This window comes from Burkholderia sp. F1 (assembly GCF_050813845.1).
GTDB lineage: Bacteria > Pseudomonadota > Gammaproteobacteria > Burkholderiales > Burkholderiaceae > Burkholderia > Burkholderia ubonensis.
In genome coordinates, this window is sequence record NZ_CP172422.1 from 2,326,433 (window position 1) to 2,342,795 (window position 16,363).

The following is a 16,363-nucleotide window of genomic DNA, read 5'->3' on the forward strand; positions in this document are numbered from 1 at the left end:
CGGGTGTCCGTTCGCTGAATTCGTCATGCGCCGACCGCCGTAACCGCCGCGTCGATCGCGCCCGCCAGGCGCTCGACGATCGTGTCGATCTGCTGCGCGGTGCAGATGAACGGTGGCGCGAGCAGCACGTGGTCGCCCTGGCGTCCGTCGATCGTACCGCCCATCGGATACACCATCAAACCGCGCTGCATCGCCTCGCGCTTGATCACCGCGTTCAGCTTCAGCGCCGGATCGAACGCCGCCTTGCTCGCGCGGTCGCGCACGAATTCGACGCCGACGAACAGCCCGCGCCCGCGCACGTCGCCGATATGAGGATGCTGCGCATAACGCTCGCGCAACAAGGCGCGCAATTGTTCGCCGCGCGCCTTCACGTTGTCGAGCAGGCGCTCTTCCGCGATCACGCGCTGCACTTCGAGCGCCGCCGCGCAGGCGGTCGCATGGCCGATATACGTGTGGCCGTGCTGGAAGAAGCCCGACCCGCCGACGATCGTCCGGTAGATCTCGTCGCTGACGAGCGTCGCGCCGATCGGCTGGTAGCCCGCGCCGAGCCCCTTCGCGATCGTCAGCAGGTCCGGCGCGACGCCGTCTTCCTCGCACGCGAACAGGTAGCCGGTGCGCCCCATCCCCGACATGATCTCGTCGAGGATCAGCAGCACGCCGTACTTGTCGCACACCGAGCGAATCTTCCTGAGGTACGTGCGCACCGGCGGCACCGCGCCGGCCGTCGCGCCGACCACCGTCTCCGCGACGAACGCGGCAACGTTCTCCGCGCCGAGTTCGAGAATCTTCTGTTCGAGTTCGTCGGCAAGACGCTGCGCGAACGCCTCTTCGGTTTCGTCCGCGCGCTGCTCGCGATACGCGTAGCACGGGCTCACGTGATGCGCTTCGATCAGGATCGGCAGGAACGGCTCGCGCCGCCACGCGTTGCCGCCGATCGCGAGCGCGCCGAGCGTGTTGCCGTGATAGCTCTGCCGGCGCGCGATGAAGTGACGCCGCCGCGGCTCGCCCTTCTCGACGAAGTACTGGCGCGCGAGCTTGAGCGCCGCCTCGATCGCCTCCGAGCCGCCCGACACGAAGTACACGTGATCGAGTCCCGCCGGCGCGGCATCGACGAGCCGGTCGGCCAGTTCCTCGGCGGCTTCGGTGGTGAAGAACGACGTGTGCGCGTACGGCAGCTGCTGTGCCTGCCGCTTGATCGCGTCGATCACGCGCTGGTTGCGGTGCCCGAGGCACGACACGGCCGCGCCGCCGCATGCGTCGATGTAGCGCTTGCCGGTCGAGTCGATGATCTCGATGCCGTCGCCGGCGACGGCGACCGGGAGTGTCGCGCGCGGCGCGCGATGGAAAACGGTTGTCATAGGTTGCCTCGTGATTCAGGACACGTCTGTCGCGCGCCTGTCCGGCACGATGCGCGTCGCGAAACGCCGCGTGCCATGTTGACGAATCGTGATGTCGATACCCGCTGCGCGGATCGCGAACACCGCGGTCGCGAGCGTGTTCTCGTCGTCGGGATCGGCCGGGTCGTCGCGGTAGATCGGCAGGCCGTCGGGCGCGCGATCGCCGAGCACGCGCAACAGCGCGGCGGCGTCGATCGCATCGATGCCGGGCGTGAGCGCGTCGACGCGCCGCTGGCGATCCGCCGACGACCGCGTGACGATCTGCGCTTCCGCTTCGCAGCCCGCATGCACCAGGTGGTTCGCATGCCCCGACAGCCGCGCGACGTCGACGACCGAGCAGCGCGCGACGCTCGCCTCGATGCTCAACAGCCGCGCGTCGTCCGTCGCGCCGAGCGTGTGATGGAAGCCGCTCGCCCGCGCCTGCGTGCGCAGCACGTCGACGGCGGCATCGAGCGACGTCGCATCGAGCACCGCGCGCGCGAGAATCATCCGCGGCACGCCGGCGGCCGGCGTCTTGATGCGCAGATTGTTGATCGCCTGCACGAGGCCCGCGCGATTCGCCGCGAACGTATGGCCCGGCAGCGAGCCCGGGTAATAGAAGCTGACGAATCCGGGCCTGGCCGCAGGCCGCACGTCGACGAGCAGGCAGCGCTCGCGCAGGAACGGGTCGCCATCCTCGTTGTGCGCGATCCAGCGCGTGCCGTCCGCGCCGCGCGCGGCGAGCGTCGTGCAGCCGTCCGGCGCGTTGTGGATCAGCTCGCCGCGGCAATTCCACAGAAAGACGTCTTCCGCCGGCCAGCCGAGGCCGGCCGCCATCCCGTCGAGTTCCGCGACGAGATCGGGATACGCGGCGAGCGCCGCCTGCCGCAATGCGTGCACGAACGGATGGCCGCGCCAGCGGCTGACCGCCTGCCACGCACTGCTCTGCTGCATGTACGCGTCGAACACCGGCCGCGCGAGTTCGCCGAGACGCACGCCGATGTCGAACGGCGTGCCGGCGATAACGGGAGAAAGGGAAAGCTGCATGTCGAACGTCAGGGTCGTGCTCAGGACACGTGTTTCAGGAATTCCTTCAGGCGCGGCGTCGGCGGCCGGTCGATCAGGTCGGCCGGATGGCCGTCCTCGGCGATGCCGCCCTGATCCATGAACAGCAGGCGCGTGCCGACCCGCTTCGCGAAGCCGATCTCGTGCGTGACGACGATCATCGTCATTCCTTCCGTCGCAAGATCCTGCATCACTTTCAGCACTTCGTGGCGCAGTTCCGGATCGAGCGCGGAGGTCGGCTCGTCGAACAGCATCAGCCGGGGCCGGATTGCAAGCGCGCGCGCGATCGCGACGCGCTGCTGCTGGCCGCCCGACAGCTCGGACGGGAAATGATTCGCGCGCGATTCGAGGCCGACCTTGTCGAGCAGCGCCATCGCCTGGTCGCGCGCGTCGGCGCGCGATGCGCCCCGCACCTGCATCGGCCCGAACATCACGTTCTCGAGCGCGGTCATCTGCGGAAACAGGTTGAACTGCTGGAACACCATCCCGGCCTCGAGCCGGATGTTGCGGATCGTCGCCGCGTGGCCGCGCACGCTCTGGCCGTCGACGAGCAGATCGCCGCCCGTGATTTTCTCGAGCGCGTTGATACAGCGCAGCATCGTCGACTTGCCCGAGCCCGACGGGCCGATCACGACCACGACCTCGCCCGCGTCGATCTTCAGGTCGATGTTCTTCAACACCGACACGTGGCCGAAGCTCTTCGACACGTTCTGGAATTCGATCATGCTCATAGGATCCTCATCCTCCTTTCGACCACGCGCAGCGTCAGCGTCATCGCACCGGTCAGCATCAGGTAGATGGCCGCCACCGCGGTCCAGATCTCGACCGCCTGGAAATTTCCCGCGATGATCTCCTGCCCCTTGCGCGTCAGTTCGCCGACGCCGATCACGATGAACAGCGACGTGTCCTTCAGGCTCACGATGCACTGGTTGCCGAGCGGCGGAATCAGCCGCCGGAATGCAAGCGGCCCGACCACCTTCAGCAGCACGCGCGGCATCGACAGCCCCATCGCGAGCCCCGCTTCCGTCAATCCCTTCGGAATCGACAGCAGCGCGCCGCGCACCACTTCCGCGAGATACGCGCCGGAATTCACGGTGATCGCGATGATCGCGGCCGTCAGCCCGTCGATGCGGATGTGCGCGAGCAGCGGCAGCGCGAAATACAGGAACATCACCTGCACGACGATCGGCGTGCCGCGGATCAGCTCGATGTAGACCTGCGCGAGCACGTTCATTGCCTTCGGCCCGTACGCGCGGAACATGCCTGCGATCATGCCCACGACGAAGCCGCCCAATAACCCGAATAACGCGATGAACACCGTCAGCCGGACCCCGTCCATCAGGTCCGGCAACGCCGTCCAGATCGCTGACCAATCGAAATTCACGTGCCGCTCCCCGTTCGATTCAAGACCGGCGCGGCCGCACGGCCGCGCCACGATGCGCCGTCACGCTCACATCTTCGGCGGCTCGGCGCCGAACCACTTCTTGTAGATCTGCGCGTAGCGGCCGTCGGCCTTGATCTTCACGAGCTCCTCGTTGACCTTCGCGACGAGCGGGCTGCCCTTCGGGAAGCCGATCCCGTACTTGTCGCCGCTGACCGGCTGGCCCGCGACCTTCACCTTGCCCTTGCCCTCGTTGTTCACGAAGAACAGCACGTTCGGCGTGTCGTGCATCGCCGCGTCGACGCGGCCGGCCTCGAGCGCGAGATACGCCTGGTCGATGTTCGGGAACTGGCGGATCTCCTTCGGCTTCAGGTGCGCCTTGATCCAGTCGATCGTCGCGGTGCCCGTCTTCGCGGCGATCACCTTGCCGTTCAGGTCGTCGATCGACTTGATCGTCGTGTTGCCGGTCTGCACCATCGCGGCGAGGCCGCTGTCGTAGTATGGCGCGGAGAAATCGATCGCCTTCTTCCGCTCCTCCCTGATCGTCATCCCCGACAGCGCGACGTCGATGTTCTGCGTCTGCAACGCCGGGATCAGGCCCGCGAAATCCATCGGCTGGATCGTGTACTTCCAGCCCTGGTCCTTCGCGATCTCCGCCCACAAGTCGAGATCGAAGCCGACGTACTTGTCGCCCTGCTTGAACTCGAACGGCATGAACGACGTGTCGGTGCCGACGACGAGCGTTTTCGTGTCGGCATGCGCGACGCTTGCGCCGAGCATCGCGACGACCACGGCGGTTTTCAGGAAGGAACGGCGACTCATGGCATTTCTCCGCATTGATTGGCGATGGGCCCGGCACCCCGGCCGGGTGAAGCGACGACAGCAAGCCGCACCGCAACATGCGATGTCGAATTAGACCGTAGTGCAACATGTGTTGTCAACGCCGATACTACGACAACAAAAAAATGCGCAACAGGCGATTGCATCGAGAAAAACCCGGGCGTCGCGTTGCTTCGCTCAGGTGAAACGACGCGCAAATGAAAACGCCGCCGTGCCCGAAGGCGCGGCGGCGTGGCGAAACGATCGGTGCGAACGGCCGCCCGGTCGACCGGGCGGCGTGCGGTCACGGCGCGGCGAAGAACAGCCCGACGACGCAGGCCATGCCGGCAAACCAGGTGAGCGAGCGCAGCGCGGCCCAGTTCAGCAGGTACAGCAGCGAGTAGACGACGCGGATCACGACGAACGCGATCGCGAGCTGGTCGACGCGATGCGCGTTGGCGCCGGATTGCCACGCAATGACGAGGCCGGCCGTGAACAGCGCGAGCGCCTCCCATGCGTTGTGGTGCGCGGCCGCCGCGCGGGCGCGCCAGCCTTCGAGCTTCGCGAGGTATTCGCGCGGCGCGTGGTTGTCGTAGCCCTTCTTCGCCTTCGCGAGCATCGTCAGCGGGAACGGCAGCACCGCCACGATGAACAGGCACAGCTGGGACGTCGTCATCAAAGCCTCCTCCGTGTTTATGATTACATTATTCAATGACAAGATCATCGAGAGCTTAGCATTGCCCCGCCGTGAGCGCGCACCGGTTTTCTAGACGGGACGTTCGGCCGGTCACGCGCACCGGAATTTCCACCAAATTACCGACAAAAACATTAATACAAACTGATCAATCCCCAATAACATAGCGCTCATTGCTGGTCTGGCGCCGATCCGCGCCAGACCGACCGACCACCGATCCGAGCCACGCCATGCCCCGCCCCATCGTCGCCCACATCCGTCCCGCCGCCGTTCGCCACAACCTCGAGTTCATTCGCCGGACCGTCGCGCCATCGCGCGTATGGGCGGTCGTCAAGGCCAACGCGTACGGCCACGGCATCGAGCGGATCTATCCGGGCCTCGCGGCGGCGAACGGCATCGCGCTGCTCGACCTCGACGAAGCGGTGCGCGTGCGCGCGCTCGGCTGGGACAAGCCCGTGCTGCTGCTCGAAGGGATTTTCGATCCGGCCGACGTCGAGCTGGTCGAGCGCCACCGGCTGACGGTCGCGGTCCACTGCGACGAGCAGCTCGACCTGCTGATCGTCGCGAAGCCGCAGAGGCCGATCGACATTCACCTGAAGATGAATTCGGGCATGAACCGGCTCGGCTACCGGCCCGCCGCGTTCCGCGCCGCGTGGGAGCGCGCGGCCGGCGCGCCGTCGATCGGCGCGATCACGCTGATGACGCACTTCGCGGTCGCCGATGAAGGCGAGATCGACTGGCAGCTCGAGCAGTTCGACGCGGCGACGGCCGGCATGCCGGGCGAGCGCTCGGTGTCGAACTCGGCCGCCGTGCTGTGGCATCCGCGCGCGCATCGCGACTGGGTGCGCCCCGGCACGATCCTGTACGGCGCGTCGCCGACCGGCGCGGCGCGCGACATCGCCGATACGCCGCTGATGGCGTCGATGACGCTGACGAGCCGGATCATCGGCGTGCAGACGCTCTCGTCGCAGGAAACCGTCGGCTACGGCCGCCGCTTCACGGCCGACCAGCCGATGCGGATCGGCGTCGTCGCGTGCGGCTATGCGGACGGCTATCCGCGCCACGCGCCGACCGGCACGCCGATCGCGGTGGACGGCGTGCTGACGCGCATCATCGGCCGCGTGTCGATGGACATGATCACCGTCGACCTCACGCCGTGCCCGAACGCGGGCATCGGTTCGCAGGTCGAGCTGTGGGGCGATCAGGTGAAGGTCGACGACGTCGCCGAGGCGAGCGGCACGATCGGCTACGAGCTGATGTGCGCGGTCGCGCCCCGCGTGCCGGTCGTGGTCGTGCCGCTGGACGCGTCCGGCACGTCGGCAACGCAGGACGAGCCGCTGCGCACCGGCAGCTACGGGCGGTAAATCCGGCGTGCGGCATCGCCGCGCGTCAAGTCCGCCAGCGCGGCGGCCGCTTTTCAAGGAACGCGTCGATGCCCTCGCCCGCGTCTTCTTCCATCATGTTGCGCGCCATCACGTCGCCCGCATACGCGTAGGCGTCGTCGAGCGTCATCTCGCGCTGCCGGTAGAACATCTGCTTGCCGTAGCGCACCGCGGCCGGGCTCTTCGCGACGATCTCGGCAACCTTGCGCGCGACGGCCGCGTCGAGCGCGTCTTCCGGCACCGCTTCGTTGACGAGGCCCCATGCGGCGGCCGTCGCCGCGTCGACGAAACGCCCGGTCACGAGCATGTCGAACGCGCGCTTCGCCGCGACGCTGCGGCTCAGCGCAACGGCCGGGGTCGAGCAGAACAGGCCGACGTTGATGCCGGACACCGCGAAGCGCGCGGTATCGGCCGCGATCGCGAGATCGCACGCGGCGACGAGCTGGCAGCCCGCGGCCGTCGCGATACCGTGCACGCGCGCGATCACCGGCACCGGCAACGCGCGCATCGCGAGCATCACGCGGCTGCACTGCGCGAACAGCGCGCGGTAATAGTCGAGGTCGGGCTTGCCGCGCATCTCGCGCAGGTCGTGGCCCGCGCAGAATGCCTTGCCTTCGGCGGCGAGGATCACGCAGCGCACGCGCGGATCGGCCGCGAGCGACTCGAATGCGTCGTGCAGGCTCGCGAGCATCGCTTCGGACAATGCGTTGAATTGCTGCGGGCGGTTCAGGCGCAGCGTGACGACGCCGTCGCGGGCGTCGCGCTGCAGGATGGGTTCCGGGCGTGGTTGATTCGGGTCCATGATGTTCCGCCAATTTGGGATCGGAAGTGGCGCCGGACGGGGTCGAAAAGGCGCCGTCCATCAAGGACCCAATATAGATCAATCGCGCCGGCGACGGTTCGCTCGCGTCCCGGCGCACATCGGCGATTCATCGGACAACGCGGCGCATATCGCACCGGGAAACGGCAGCGGCGAGCGTTGCCCCCTCACCCCGCCAGCTTCTTCAACGCGTCGACCACCGCATCGCCCTTGAACGGCTTCACGATCCAGCCCTTCACGCCGGCCGCCTTGCCGCGCTCCTTCATCGCCGGGCTGCTTTCGGTCGTCAGCATCACGACGTTGACCGCCGCGTTGCCGAGCTCGCCGCGAATCTTCTCGACCATCGTCAGGCCGTCCATGTTCGGCATGTTGACGTCGCTGATCACGAGCCGGACGCCGGGCGTCGCCTTCAGCTTCGCGAGCCCGTCCTTGCCGTCGACCGCCGTCGCGACGTCCAGCCCCTGACTGCGCAGGAAGCCCGCGACTTCGTCGCGCACCGTGCCCGAATCGTCAACCACCAGAATCTTTGCCATGCGTCATTCCCCTTTTTCTTGCTGAACTTATCTGAAAACTTCAAAACAATTCGAGTTCGCCCGATTCGACCATCGGCCCGACGTCCTGCACCACTTCGCGGAAATCCTCCGGCGACCAGCTCAGGCTGAACACGAAGCGCTGGTCGATGCAGACCGCCTGCCCCGACACCGGATCGCTCATCCGGTACTTGAAGCAGAGCTGCGGACAATCGCCGCCGAACGAGATGAACTTCTGCTTGTGATTGACGATCAGCGGCACCTGCACCGGATGGCGCGCGAGTGCTTCCGCGTCGCCGAGGTAGCGGTTCTTGAACGCGCCCCACACGAGATTGGTCAACTCGCCGAGCACGCCGTTCAAGTCGCGGAAATCCGGCGCGCGGCCGTCGGCGCGCACGCCGCCGAGCATGTCGAGCAGCGGCTGCTCGCTCGTCTGCAGCAGCATGTAGCCGCGGCACCACGCGCTTTCGAGCGCGATCAGGCTGAACACCTCGCCGAAGATGATCCGGTCGCGCACGATGCACGGCGTGTCGCGGCCGATCGTCATGCCGGGAAACAGGCCGTCGAGCCCCGCCTCGGTGATCTCCGAGATGCCGCGCACGAGCGCGTTCGGATAGTCGATGCTGAAGATGTATTCGTCGATCACGCGCCGCAGCGGCGTCATGTCGCCGGCGACGTAGGTCGCGCACGCGACGCGCGCGAGCGCGTCCGGCAGGCCGTCGCGCGATGCCTGCGCGTCGCGGCGCAGGATGATCGGCAGCTCGGGGCGCAGCGCGTCGATCTGCGTCGCGATGATCGCGCTCTCGGCCGGCGAGCCGCCGTAATCCTCGGCGAGCAGGATCGCGCCGAGATCGATGTTCGAGCGCAGCACCTTCAGCAGCCGGTTGCGGCGCACCGTCAGGCCGATCAGGTTGTGGTCGTCGCAGAAGCGCTTGATCGCGTCGGCGTGCGTGCGGCTGTCGTCGAGCACGAGCACCTTGCTGACGGGTTTGCCTTCGGTCATGGCGCGGGTTCCTTGGGTTCGGGTTCCGGAACGGTCCGGTCAAAACAGCTCGAGCTCGCCGCCGGTATCCGCCGCCGCCGTCGCCGGCGCATGGAAATCGACCGGCGCGTTCGCGCAGATGCACAGCGTCGCGCGGACCCGCACGCCGTCGCCGAGCGTCACGTCGAACGCGGCGACATGGTCGGGCGCCAGCGCGGTGAAATACTCGATGCTCGCGTCGCTCAGCAGGTAAGGCGTCGACATGCCGAGATCCGGGAAATGGACGGTCAGCGCCTGGTTCATCGCGCCGCAGCAGAGGTTCGCGACTTCCATGAACGCCTCCTGCAGCGGCGCTTGCGCACCGCCCGCCTCCGCGCCGCCTGCGTAATAGCGCCGCGTCGCGTCATCGTCGCTGAAGCGCAGCGCGAGCAGCAGGCGGAAATGCAGCGCCGAGATCGTCAGCACCGCGACCTGCGCGGCCGGCTTCGAGCGCGCCCGGCGCTCGGGTGGCGGATCGCTCGTCGCCGGCGCGATGTCGCACGCGCCGCCGCCGGACGCGAGCCGCGTGCGCGCCGCGTCGAAGAAAATCCGTTCGAAGCTCGCCTTCGCCTGCGCGCCGATCACGCCGCCGCTCCTTCCAGCCGCGCCTGCAGCTGCCCGGCCAGCGTCTCGACGGTCGCGAGCGCGGCGGTGATCATCTTGCCGCCCGCCTGGATGTCCTGGAACGTCGCCGCGGTCACGAGGTCGTTGCGGTTCAGGCTGTCGCGATAGCTGTTCGACAGCTCCTGCGAACGCGCGGCGAGCCCGCGCACCTCGCTCGCGACGATCGAGAAGCCGCGGCCGGCCGTGCCGGCGCGCGCCGCCTCGATCGACGCGTTCAGCGACACGATCGACACATGCGCGACGATCGCGGACAGCTCCAGGTTCTTCGCGCGCATGTCCTGGTTCTGCGCGGTCAGCGAGATCATCTGCTCGTGCCAGCGCTCGAACGTGCCGGCGAGCCCGCGCAGGCGCGCGGCCTCGTGCGCGATCTTCACCGCGTCCTGCGACAGCGCGTCCCGCTCCGCCGACACCGCCTGCCGTGCGTCGCGCTGCGCATCCGCGTCGGCCGTCTGCCGCGCCAGCGCGTCGGCCAGCTCCGCTTCCTTCCGCGCCCATGCGTCGGCCTGCGCCGCATGCGCGGTCGCGGCCTCGTCGGCGTGCGCCTGCGCCTGCGCGAGCGCGTCGCGCAATGCATCCGCGTCGGCGGCCAGCCGCGCGACGAGCCGCGCGCGATGCACACGAAACACGACCGCCGCGACGATCGCGGCGACGATGGCGCCCGCCAGCACGGCGCCGATATGCGTCAATGCCTGCACGATCACTCCGTCGCGTTGGCGTCCGCCAGACCGGCGCGCGCGTGCTCCTGCGTCGCGCCGGCGCCCTCCACCGCGAACGCGGCCGGCAGCGACACGATCGTGCGGAACGCGCGATAGGCGGCCCCGCGCCGGTCGTCGGCGAAGCGCAGCGCGATATCGCCGCCCTCGCGCTTCAGGAAGCTGCGCACCGCGTCCATGCCGACGCCGCGCCCCGACACCTCGGTCACCTCACGCGCCGTCGAGAAGCCCGGCCGGAAAATCAGCTCGGCCACCGCTTCGTCGTCGAGCGTGCGCGCGCTGTCCGCATCGATCCAGCCGCGCTCGCGCGCGATGCCCCGGATCCGGTCGAGCGCGAGGCCGCGGCCGTCGTCGCTCAGCGTGAACTGCAGCATCCCGCTCGCGACGTCGACCGCGATGTCGATCGTGCCGGCGGCTGGCTTGGCCGTAGCGCGACGCTCTTCGGACGACTCGATGCCGTGATCGATCGCGTTACGCATCAGGTGCATGAACACGTTCTTCAGCGTGCCGCCGATCTCGCTGCGCATGCGATAGCCGTTGCTGTGGATCCGCACGACGGGTGACGCCTTGCCGAGTTCCGTCGCCAGCGACGGCAGCGACTCCAGCACGCCGCCGAGCGCGTCGCCGACGCTCTCGGTGCCGAGCAGGCTCAGCATGCGGCGCACCGCATCGCGCGCGGCACGCCAGTCGGCGGCGTTCGCGGGATCGACGCCGTCGAGCACCCGCAGGCTCTCGCTGATGTGCGCGCGCTCGACCATCATGTAATGTTCGCTCGCACGCTGCGCCGGCTCGCCGCTGCGGCCGAGCGTCACTTCGTTGATCGTCGCGTAGTGCTCGACCGCATCGCGCACCCGCGCGAGATCGTCCATCAGCGCATCGCGGTTCCACTCGGGGCCCGCGTCCGCACGACGCAGCGTGTCGTAGGCCTGCTCCGCCTCGTGCACGATGTTCGTCAGGTGCTGCAGGCTGTACGTGCGCGCGTTGCCCTTGATCGTATGCATGTTGCGGAACAGCGCCGCGACGATCGAGTGGTCCGCGCGCTCGTGCTGGCGGATCATCCGTTCGTTCTCGCTGAGGAAGCCCTTCGCGCTGTTCACGAACTGGTGGAACTTGTCCTGGCTGATCGACAGGATCTCGCCGATCATCTCCAGGCGGCGCTGCTGCTCGCCGGCCTGCGCAGTCAGCTCGCGCAGCTCGGTCACGTCGCGCACGCACAGCATCAGGCGCACGATCGTGTCGGTCTCGTCGGTGATCGCCGACCAGCTCAGGTCGAGCCACTTGTCGCGGCCGTCCGGCATGCGCCTTGCGACCTCGTTGACGAGCAGGTGCTCGTTGAACTCGAAGTTCATGCTGTCCTCGCCGAGGCACGCATGCACGGCCGCCTCGACCTGCGAGCGCGCGTCCGAGCCGAGGTTCGAATCGTCGAACACGAGCGCCATCAGGTCGCGGCCCGCGATGTCCTTCGACTCGAAGATCGTCTCGAGGTACGCCGAGTATTCGGCGTGCACGACGCCGCCGTCGACGACGGTCAGGATGCCCTGCTGCATGTTCTGCAGCATCGCCTGGATGTCGGCGGTCTTCTGCTTGAGCTGCGCGGCGTTCTCCTGGATCTTCTCGATCATCCCGTTGAACGCGACGATCGAGTGGCCGATCTCGTCCATCCGGCCGACCGGCACGCGGCGCGTGAAATCCTGGCTCGTCGCGATCTCGCTCATCATCGTCTGCATCCGGCTGAGCGGGCGCGTGATCTGGCGGTACAGCACGAAGCCCAGCGCGGTCAGCAGCACGATCACCGTGCCGGCCACGCCGGCGATCGCGGTGGCCGTCGTCGCCAGCATCCCGTTCAGCGCGCTGATCGCGTCGTCCTTCTGGCGATTCTTCTCGACGCGCAGCGTCTCGACGATGCCTTCGAGCTCGTCGCGATACTGCGCGACGTTCGCGAACAGGTAGGCCTGCGCCATCTCGGCCTTGCCGTCGGCCTTCATCTTCACGGTGTCGTCGATCGCCGCGAAATAGTTGGCGGCGCTGTCCTTCGCCTGCGCGACGAGACCTTCCTGCGCATGGCTCGCGGCCGACTTCGCCTGCACGTCGAGCGCCGCGCGCAGCGCCGCCTCCTTCACCTTCAGCTCGTCGCGCGCCTGCGCGGCGGTGTTGGCGTCCGGCGCGTAGATCAGCGTCATCGTCGCGATCTGGATGTTCTTCACGTCGGACACGACGTCCGCGGACGCGAGCGCGCTCGGCACGATGCCCTGCGTCACCTGCCGGACTTCGGACGCGCTCTTGCGCGTCTGGTAGACGGCATAGGCGCCGATCGCCGACAACGCGAGAAAGGTCAGGACGACAAGCAACGTGATGCGATGACGAATGGTCATGTGTACAGCTCCCCGTAGCGATCCGGCTTCAAACGCTCGTGCGTTCTGTTGAATGAATGGCCGAGCGCCGAATTATCGGGGATGGTTTATGACGGTCGGATGACCATGCGCGAATCGATTTGCGCGAGAATTGAAATGATTAATTTCCGGCCGAAAAACCTAAAGTTCCCGGGCCAGTTGCCGTTAATGCACGGTTGCGCTTGCGCGGAACCACCTAAATCACCAGCCGGCAAGGCTTTGCGCCCGCTTGCCGCGCGATGCGAGTGACCGGCCGCGATATTGCACGACGGGATATTCGCGATGACCGGTAAAACGTTTGCGGATGATCGCCATTTGAATGAGCGGAATATATTGAACAAATCATGGCATGGAATAAGCACATCGCCAGATTGTTTTTTCGAATCATTTTGACGAATCCACGAAATGCCCTGCCGCGCATTTCGCGCTCGCCTGCGCGCGACGGCAGCCCATGCGGGCTGCCGTCTCCCCTTCCGTTGCGCAATCAGCCTTGATTCACCCGATCGGCCACGGATCGATGCATCGCCGCCGCCTCGCGCGCCGCACCGCGCTTCGCCAGATGCCAGCCGACCGTCAGCGCGAGCGCGACGACCGGAATCATCGCGATGGTCCAGGTGCCCCCCGGATAGTCGAACGCCATCAGGACCAGCACCGCGAGCAGGAACGCCAGCGTGAGCCAGGACGTAAACGGCGCGCCGGGCATCCGGAACGGGACGTCGCCCAGCTCGCCGCGCCGAACCTTGCGCCGGAACAGGATCTGGCACATCACGATGAAGCCCCACGTCGCGATGATGCCGAGCGACGCCATGTTCAGCACGATCTCGAACGCCTGCGCCGGCACGATATAGTTCAGCGGCACGCCGATCGCGTTGATCGCGACCGTGAACAGGATGCCGCCGTAAGGCACGCCGCGTGCGCTCATCCTGGAAACGAACCGCGGCGCGGACCCGCCCATCGCCATCGCCCGCAGCACGCGCCCCATCGAATAGAGCCCGGAGTTCAGGCTCGACATCGCGGCCGTGAGCACCACGACGTTCATCACGGTGCCGACGTAAGGCACGCCGAGCTTGCCGAAGAAAGTCACGAACGGGCTTTCGTGCGCGCTGTAGGCGGTCCACGGCAGCAGCGTGACCAGCAGCACGACCGAGCCCACGTAGAAAAGCGCGATGCGCCACATCACGCTGTTGATCGCCTTCGGCAGCACCTTGCGCGCATCGGCGGTCTCGCCCGCCGCGACGCCGACGAGCTCGATGCTCGCGTATGCGAACACGACGCCCTGCACGATCAGCACCGCCGGCAGGAGCCCGTGCGGAAAGATCCCGCCGCCGTCCGCGATCAAGTGGAGGCCCGGCAGGTGTCCGTCAAGCGGCCGGCCGCTGGCCAGGAACAGGCTGCCGACGAGCAGGAACACGCCCAGCGCGCCGACCTTGACGAGCGAGAACCAGAACTCCATCTCGCCGAACATCTTCACGCCGATCATGTTCACCGTCGACACGATCGCGAGCGCGCCGAGCGCAAACACCCATTGCGGCACGTCCGAGAACACCGCCCAGTACTTCATGTAGATCGCGACCGCCGTGATGTCGACGATGCCGGTGGTCGCCCAGTTCAGGTAGTACATCCAGCCCGCGACGAACGACGCCCGCTCGCCCATGAATTCCCGCGCGTAGGACACGAAGCTGCCGCTGGTCGGGCGATGCATCACGAGCTCGCCGAGCGCGCGCATGATCAGGAATGCAAAGATCCCGCAGACGAGATAGACGAGCGCCAGCGCGGGCCCCGCGTGCTGCAGGCGGCCGCCGGCGCCGAGGAACAGCCCGGTCCCGATCGCGCCGCCCATCGCGATCATCTGCACGTGCCTGGGTTTCAACTGCTTCGCATAGCCGGTTTCGTGCGACGCGAACAGCGCCTCCCGGTCGGCATGACGGGAGGCGGCGCCGCCGGCCGTGTCGGCCGGGCGCTCGCTGGCGTATTTCATGATGTGTCTCCGATGTGATTGGAATTGAATGGACAACGCGCAGCCGCCGCGCGCGAACGCCGGCGCGGCGGCTGCTACGGCGACGGGGTCGCCGCGTTCAGTAGACGCGGGGCTGGATCAGCGCGTCGGGCCGCAGCGCCTCGTCGAGCTGCGCCTCGGTCATCAGCTGGCGGCCGAGCACGACTTCCCGGATGGTCTTGCCGCTCGCGTGCGCGTCGGCGGCTACGGACGTCGCACTCTTGTAGCCGAGGTATGGATTGAGCGCGGTCGCGAGCGCCACCGAGCGCTCCATCGTTTCGCGCAGCCGCTCGGGGTTCGCGGTGATGCCCTTCACGCACTTGTCGGCGAGCGTCATGCAGGCCGCCGTCAGGTGGCCGAAGCTGCGAAACAGCGCGCTCGCGATCACCGGCTCGAACGCGTTGAGCTGAAGCTGGCCGGCTTCGGCGGCGAAGGTCACCGTCAGGTCGTTGCCGAACACCTCGAACGCCACCTGGTTGACGACTTCCGGAATGACCGGGTTCACCTTGCCGGGCATGATCGACGAGCCGGCCTGCATCGGCGGAAGATTGATCTCGCCGAACCCGGCGCGCGGCCCGCTCGACAGCAGCCGCAGGTCGTTGCAGGTCTTCGACAGCTTGACCGCGATCCGCTTGAGCACGCCGGAGATCTGCACGAACGCGCCGCAATCCTGCGTCGCCTCGATGAGATTCGGCGCGATGCTCAGGTCGACGCCGGTGATGCGCCGCAGCGCGGCGAGCGCCTTGGCTGCATAGTCCGGATGCGCGGTGATCCCGGTGCCGATCGCCGTCGCGCCGAGATTGATCTCGCGAATCAGCGCGCCCGCCTCCTGCAGGCGCGCGATGTCCTCCGTCAGCATCACCGCATAGGTGGAGAACTCCTGGCCGAGCGTCATCGGCACGGCGTCCTGCAGCTGCGTGCGCCCGAGCTTCAGGAGACCGGCGAATGCGTCGGCCTTTTCGGCGAACGCGTCGCGCAGGTGCACCATCGCCTCGAGCAGATGCTCGATCGCGAAACACGTCGCGATCCGCAGCGCGGTCGGATAGACGTCGTTCGTGCTCTGCGCGAGATTGACGTGCTCGTTCGGGTGCAGATAGTCATACTCGCCGCGCGCGTGCCCCATGATTTCCAGCGCCCGGTTGCAGATCACCTCGTTCGCATTCATGTTGGTCGACGTGCCCGCGCCGCCCTGGATGATGTCGACGACGAACTGGTCGTGCAGGCGGCCTTCGCGAATCTCGACGCACGCCGCGGCGATCGCGTCGCGGTACGCCTGCGGCAGCAGCCCGAGTTCGCAGTTGGCGTCGGCGGCCGCTTCCTTCACGGCCGCCAGCGCAATGATCAGGTAGGGAAACGACGCGATGCTGCGGCCGGAAATGTCGAAGTTCTCTTTCGCGCGAAGCGTGTGGACGCCGTAGTAGACGTCCGCCGGAACATTTCGTTTACCTAAAAGATCGGTTTCGACGCGGAAGTCGATGCCTGCCATCGTGTCTCTCCAGTTTGGTCTAGTGTCGCCGGCGGGCGCCGGCATCGAAAAGGCCCTCGGTTCATG

General features: G+C 67.3%; 15 protein-coding genes. 1 reads left to right on the forward strand and 14 read right to left on the reverse strand.

Going from position 1 to position 16,363, the window contains the following annotated elements:
* Positions 1-23: 23 nt before the first annotated feature.
* The 6 genes from ACFIMZ_RS28930 to ACFIMZ_RS28955 form a co-directional block, all read right to left on the reverse strand.
* Positions 24-1,358, reverse strand: coding sequence for an aspartate aminotransferase family protein (locus ACFIMZ_RS28930; RefSeq protein ID WP_431822889.1), 1,335 nt, complete (start codon positions 1,356-1,358; stop codon positions 24-26).
* A gap of 15 nt (positions 1,359-1,373) precedes the next feature.
* Entirely contained in the window at positions 1,374-2,423 is a 1,050-nt protein-coding gene (locus ACFIMZ_RS28935) for a C45 family autoproteolytic acyltransferase/hydolase (protein WP_431822890.1), read from the reverse strand.
* A gap of 20 nt (positions 2,424-2,443) precedes the next feature.
* Complete coding sequence (gene glnQ, locus ACFIMZ_RS28940; protein ID WP_431822891.1) at positions 2,444-3,172, reverse strand: glutamine ABC transporter ATP-binding protein GlnQ; 729 nt, start codon at positions 3,170-3,172, stop codon at positions 2,444-2,446.
* Positions 3,169-3,876: a glutamine ABC transporter permease GlnP gene (gene glnP / locus ACFIMZ_RS28945; protein WP_431822892.1), complete on the reverse strand. Its 708-nt coding sequence runs from the start codon at positions 3,874-3,876 to the stop codon at positions 3,169-3,171. Before glnP ends, glnQ begins: the two co-directional genes overlap by 4 nt.
* A 15-nt stretch (positions 3,877-3,891) precedes the next feature.
* Entirely contained in the window at positions 3,892-4,644 is a 753-nt protein-coding gene (gene glnH / locus ACFIMZ_RS28950; RefSeq protein ID WP_431822893.1) for a glutamine ABC transporter substrate-binding protein GlnH, read from the reverse strand.
* 301 nt (positions 4,645-4,945) lie between these two features.
* Positions 4,946-5,317 (reverse strand): MAPEG family protein, encoded by a 372-nt coding sequence (locus ACFIMZ_RS28955; protein ID WP_431822894.1) that lies wholly within the window; start codon positions 5,315-5,317, stop codon positions 4,946-4,948.
* Positions 5,318-5,565: 248 nt separating this feature from the next.
* Here ACFIMZ_RS28955 and alr point away from each other — a divergent pair, with 248 nt between their 5' ends.
* Positions 5,566-6,699, forward strand: a complete 1,134-nt coding sequence (gene alr / locus ACFIMZ_RS28960; RefSeq protein ID WP_431822895.1) for an alanine racemase — start codon at positions 5,566-5,568, stop codon at positions 6,697-6,699.
* A gap of 25 nt (positions 6,700-6,724) precedes the next feature.
* On the opposite strand, the gene ACFIMZ_RS28965 is transcribed toward alr, so the two are convergent.
* From ACFIMZ_RS28965 to aspA, 8 genes are all read right to left on the reverse strand, one after another.
* Positions 6,725-7,519, reverse strand: a complete 795-nt coding sequence (locus ACFIMZ_RS28965; RefSeq protein ID WP_431822896.1) for an enoyl-CoA hydratase — start codon at positions 7,517-7,519, stop codon at positions 6,725-6,727.
* 185 nt (positions 7,520-7,704) lie between these two features.
* Positions 7,705-8,070: a response regulator gene (locus ACFIMZ_RS28970; RefSeq protein ID WP_431822897.1), complete on the reverse strand. Its 366-nt coding sequence runs from the start codon at positions 8,068-8,070 to the stop codon at positions 7,705-7,707.
* A 40-nt stretch (positions 8,071-8,110) separates the two neighbouring features.
* A complete protein-coding gene (locus ACFIMZ_RS28975; RefSeq protein ID WP_431822898.1) occupies positions 8,111-9,070 on the reverse strand; it encodes a chemotaxis protein CheX in 960 nt (319 codons plus the stop codon).
* Positions 9,071-9,109: 39 nt separating this feature from the next.
* Positions 9,110-9,673, reverse strand: coding sequence for a hypothetical protein (locus ACFIMZ_RS28980; RefSeq protein ID WP_431822899.1), 564 nt, complete (start codon positions 9,671-9,673; stop codon positions 9,110-9,112).
* On the reverse strand, positions 9,670-10,413 hold the full coding sequence (locus tag ACFIMZ_RS28985) for a methyl-accepting chemotaxis protein (protein WP_431822900.1): 744 nt from the start codon (positions 10,411-10,413) through the stop codon (positions 9,670-9,672). The genes ACFIMZ_RS28980 and ACFIMZ_RS28985 overlap by 4 nt, the downstream gene beginning before the upstream one ends.
* Positions 10,410-12,797, reverse strand: coding sequence for an ATP-binding protein (locus ACFIMZ_RS28990; protein ID WP_431822901.1), 2,388 nt, complete (start codon positions 12,795-12,797; stop codon positions 10,410-10,412). Before ACFIMZ_RS28990 ends, ACFIMZ_RS28985 begins: the two co-directional genes overlap by 4 nt.
* 502 nt (positions 12,798-13,299) lie before the next feature.
* Complete coding sequence (locus ACFIMZ_RS28995; RefSeq protein ID WP_431822902.1) at positions 13,300-14,793, reverse strand: amino acid permease; 1,494 nt, start codon at positions 14,791-14,793, stop codon at positions 13,300-13,302.
* A gap of 97 nt (positions 14,794-14,890) precedes the next feature.
* On the reverse strand, positions 14,891-16,297 hold the full coding sequence (aspA, locus tag ACFIMZ_RS29000) for an aspartate ammonia-lyase (RefSeq protein WP_431822903.1): 1,407 nt from the start codon (positions 16,295-16,297) through the stop codon (positions 14,891-14,893).
* Between the last annotated feature and the right edge of the window lie 66 nt (positions 16,298-16,363).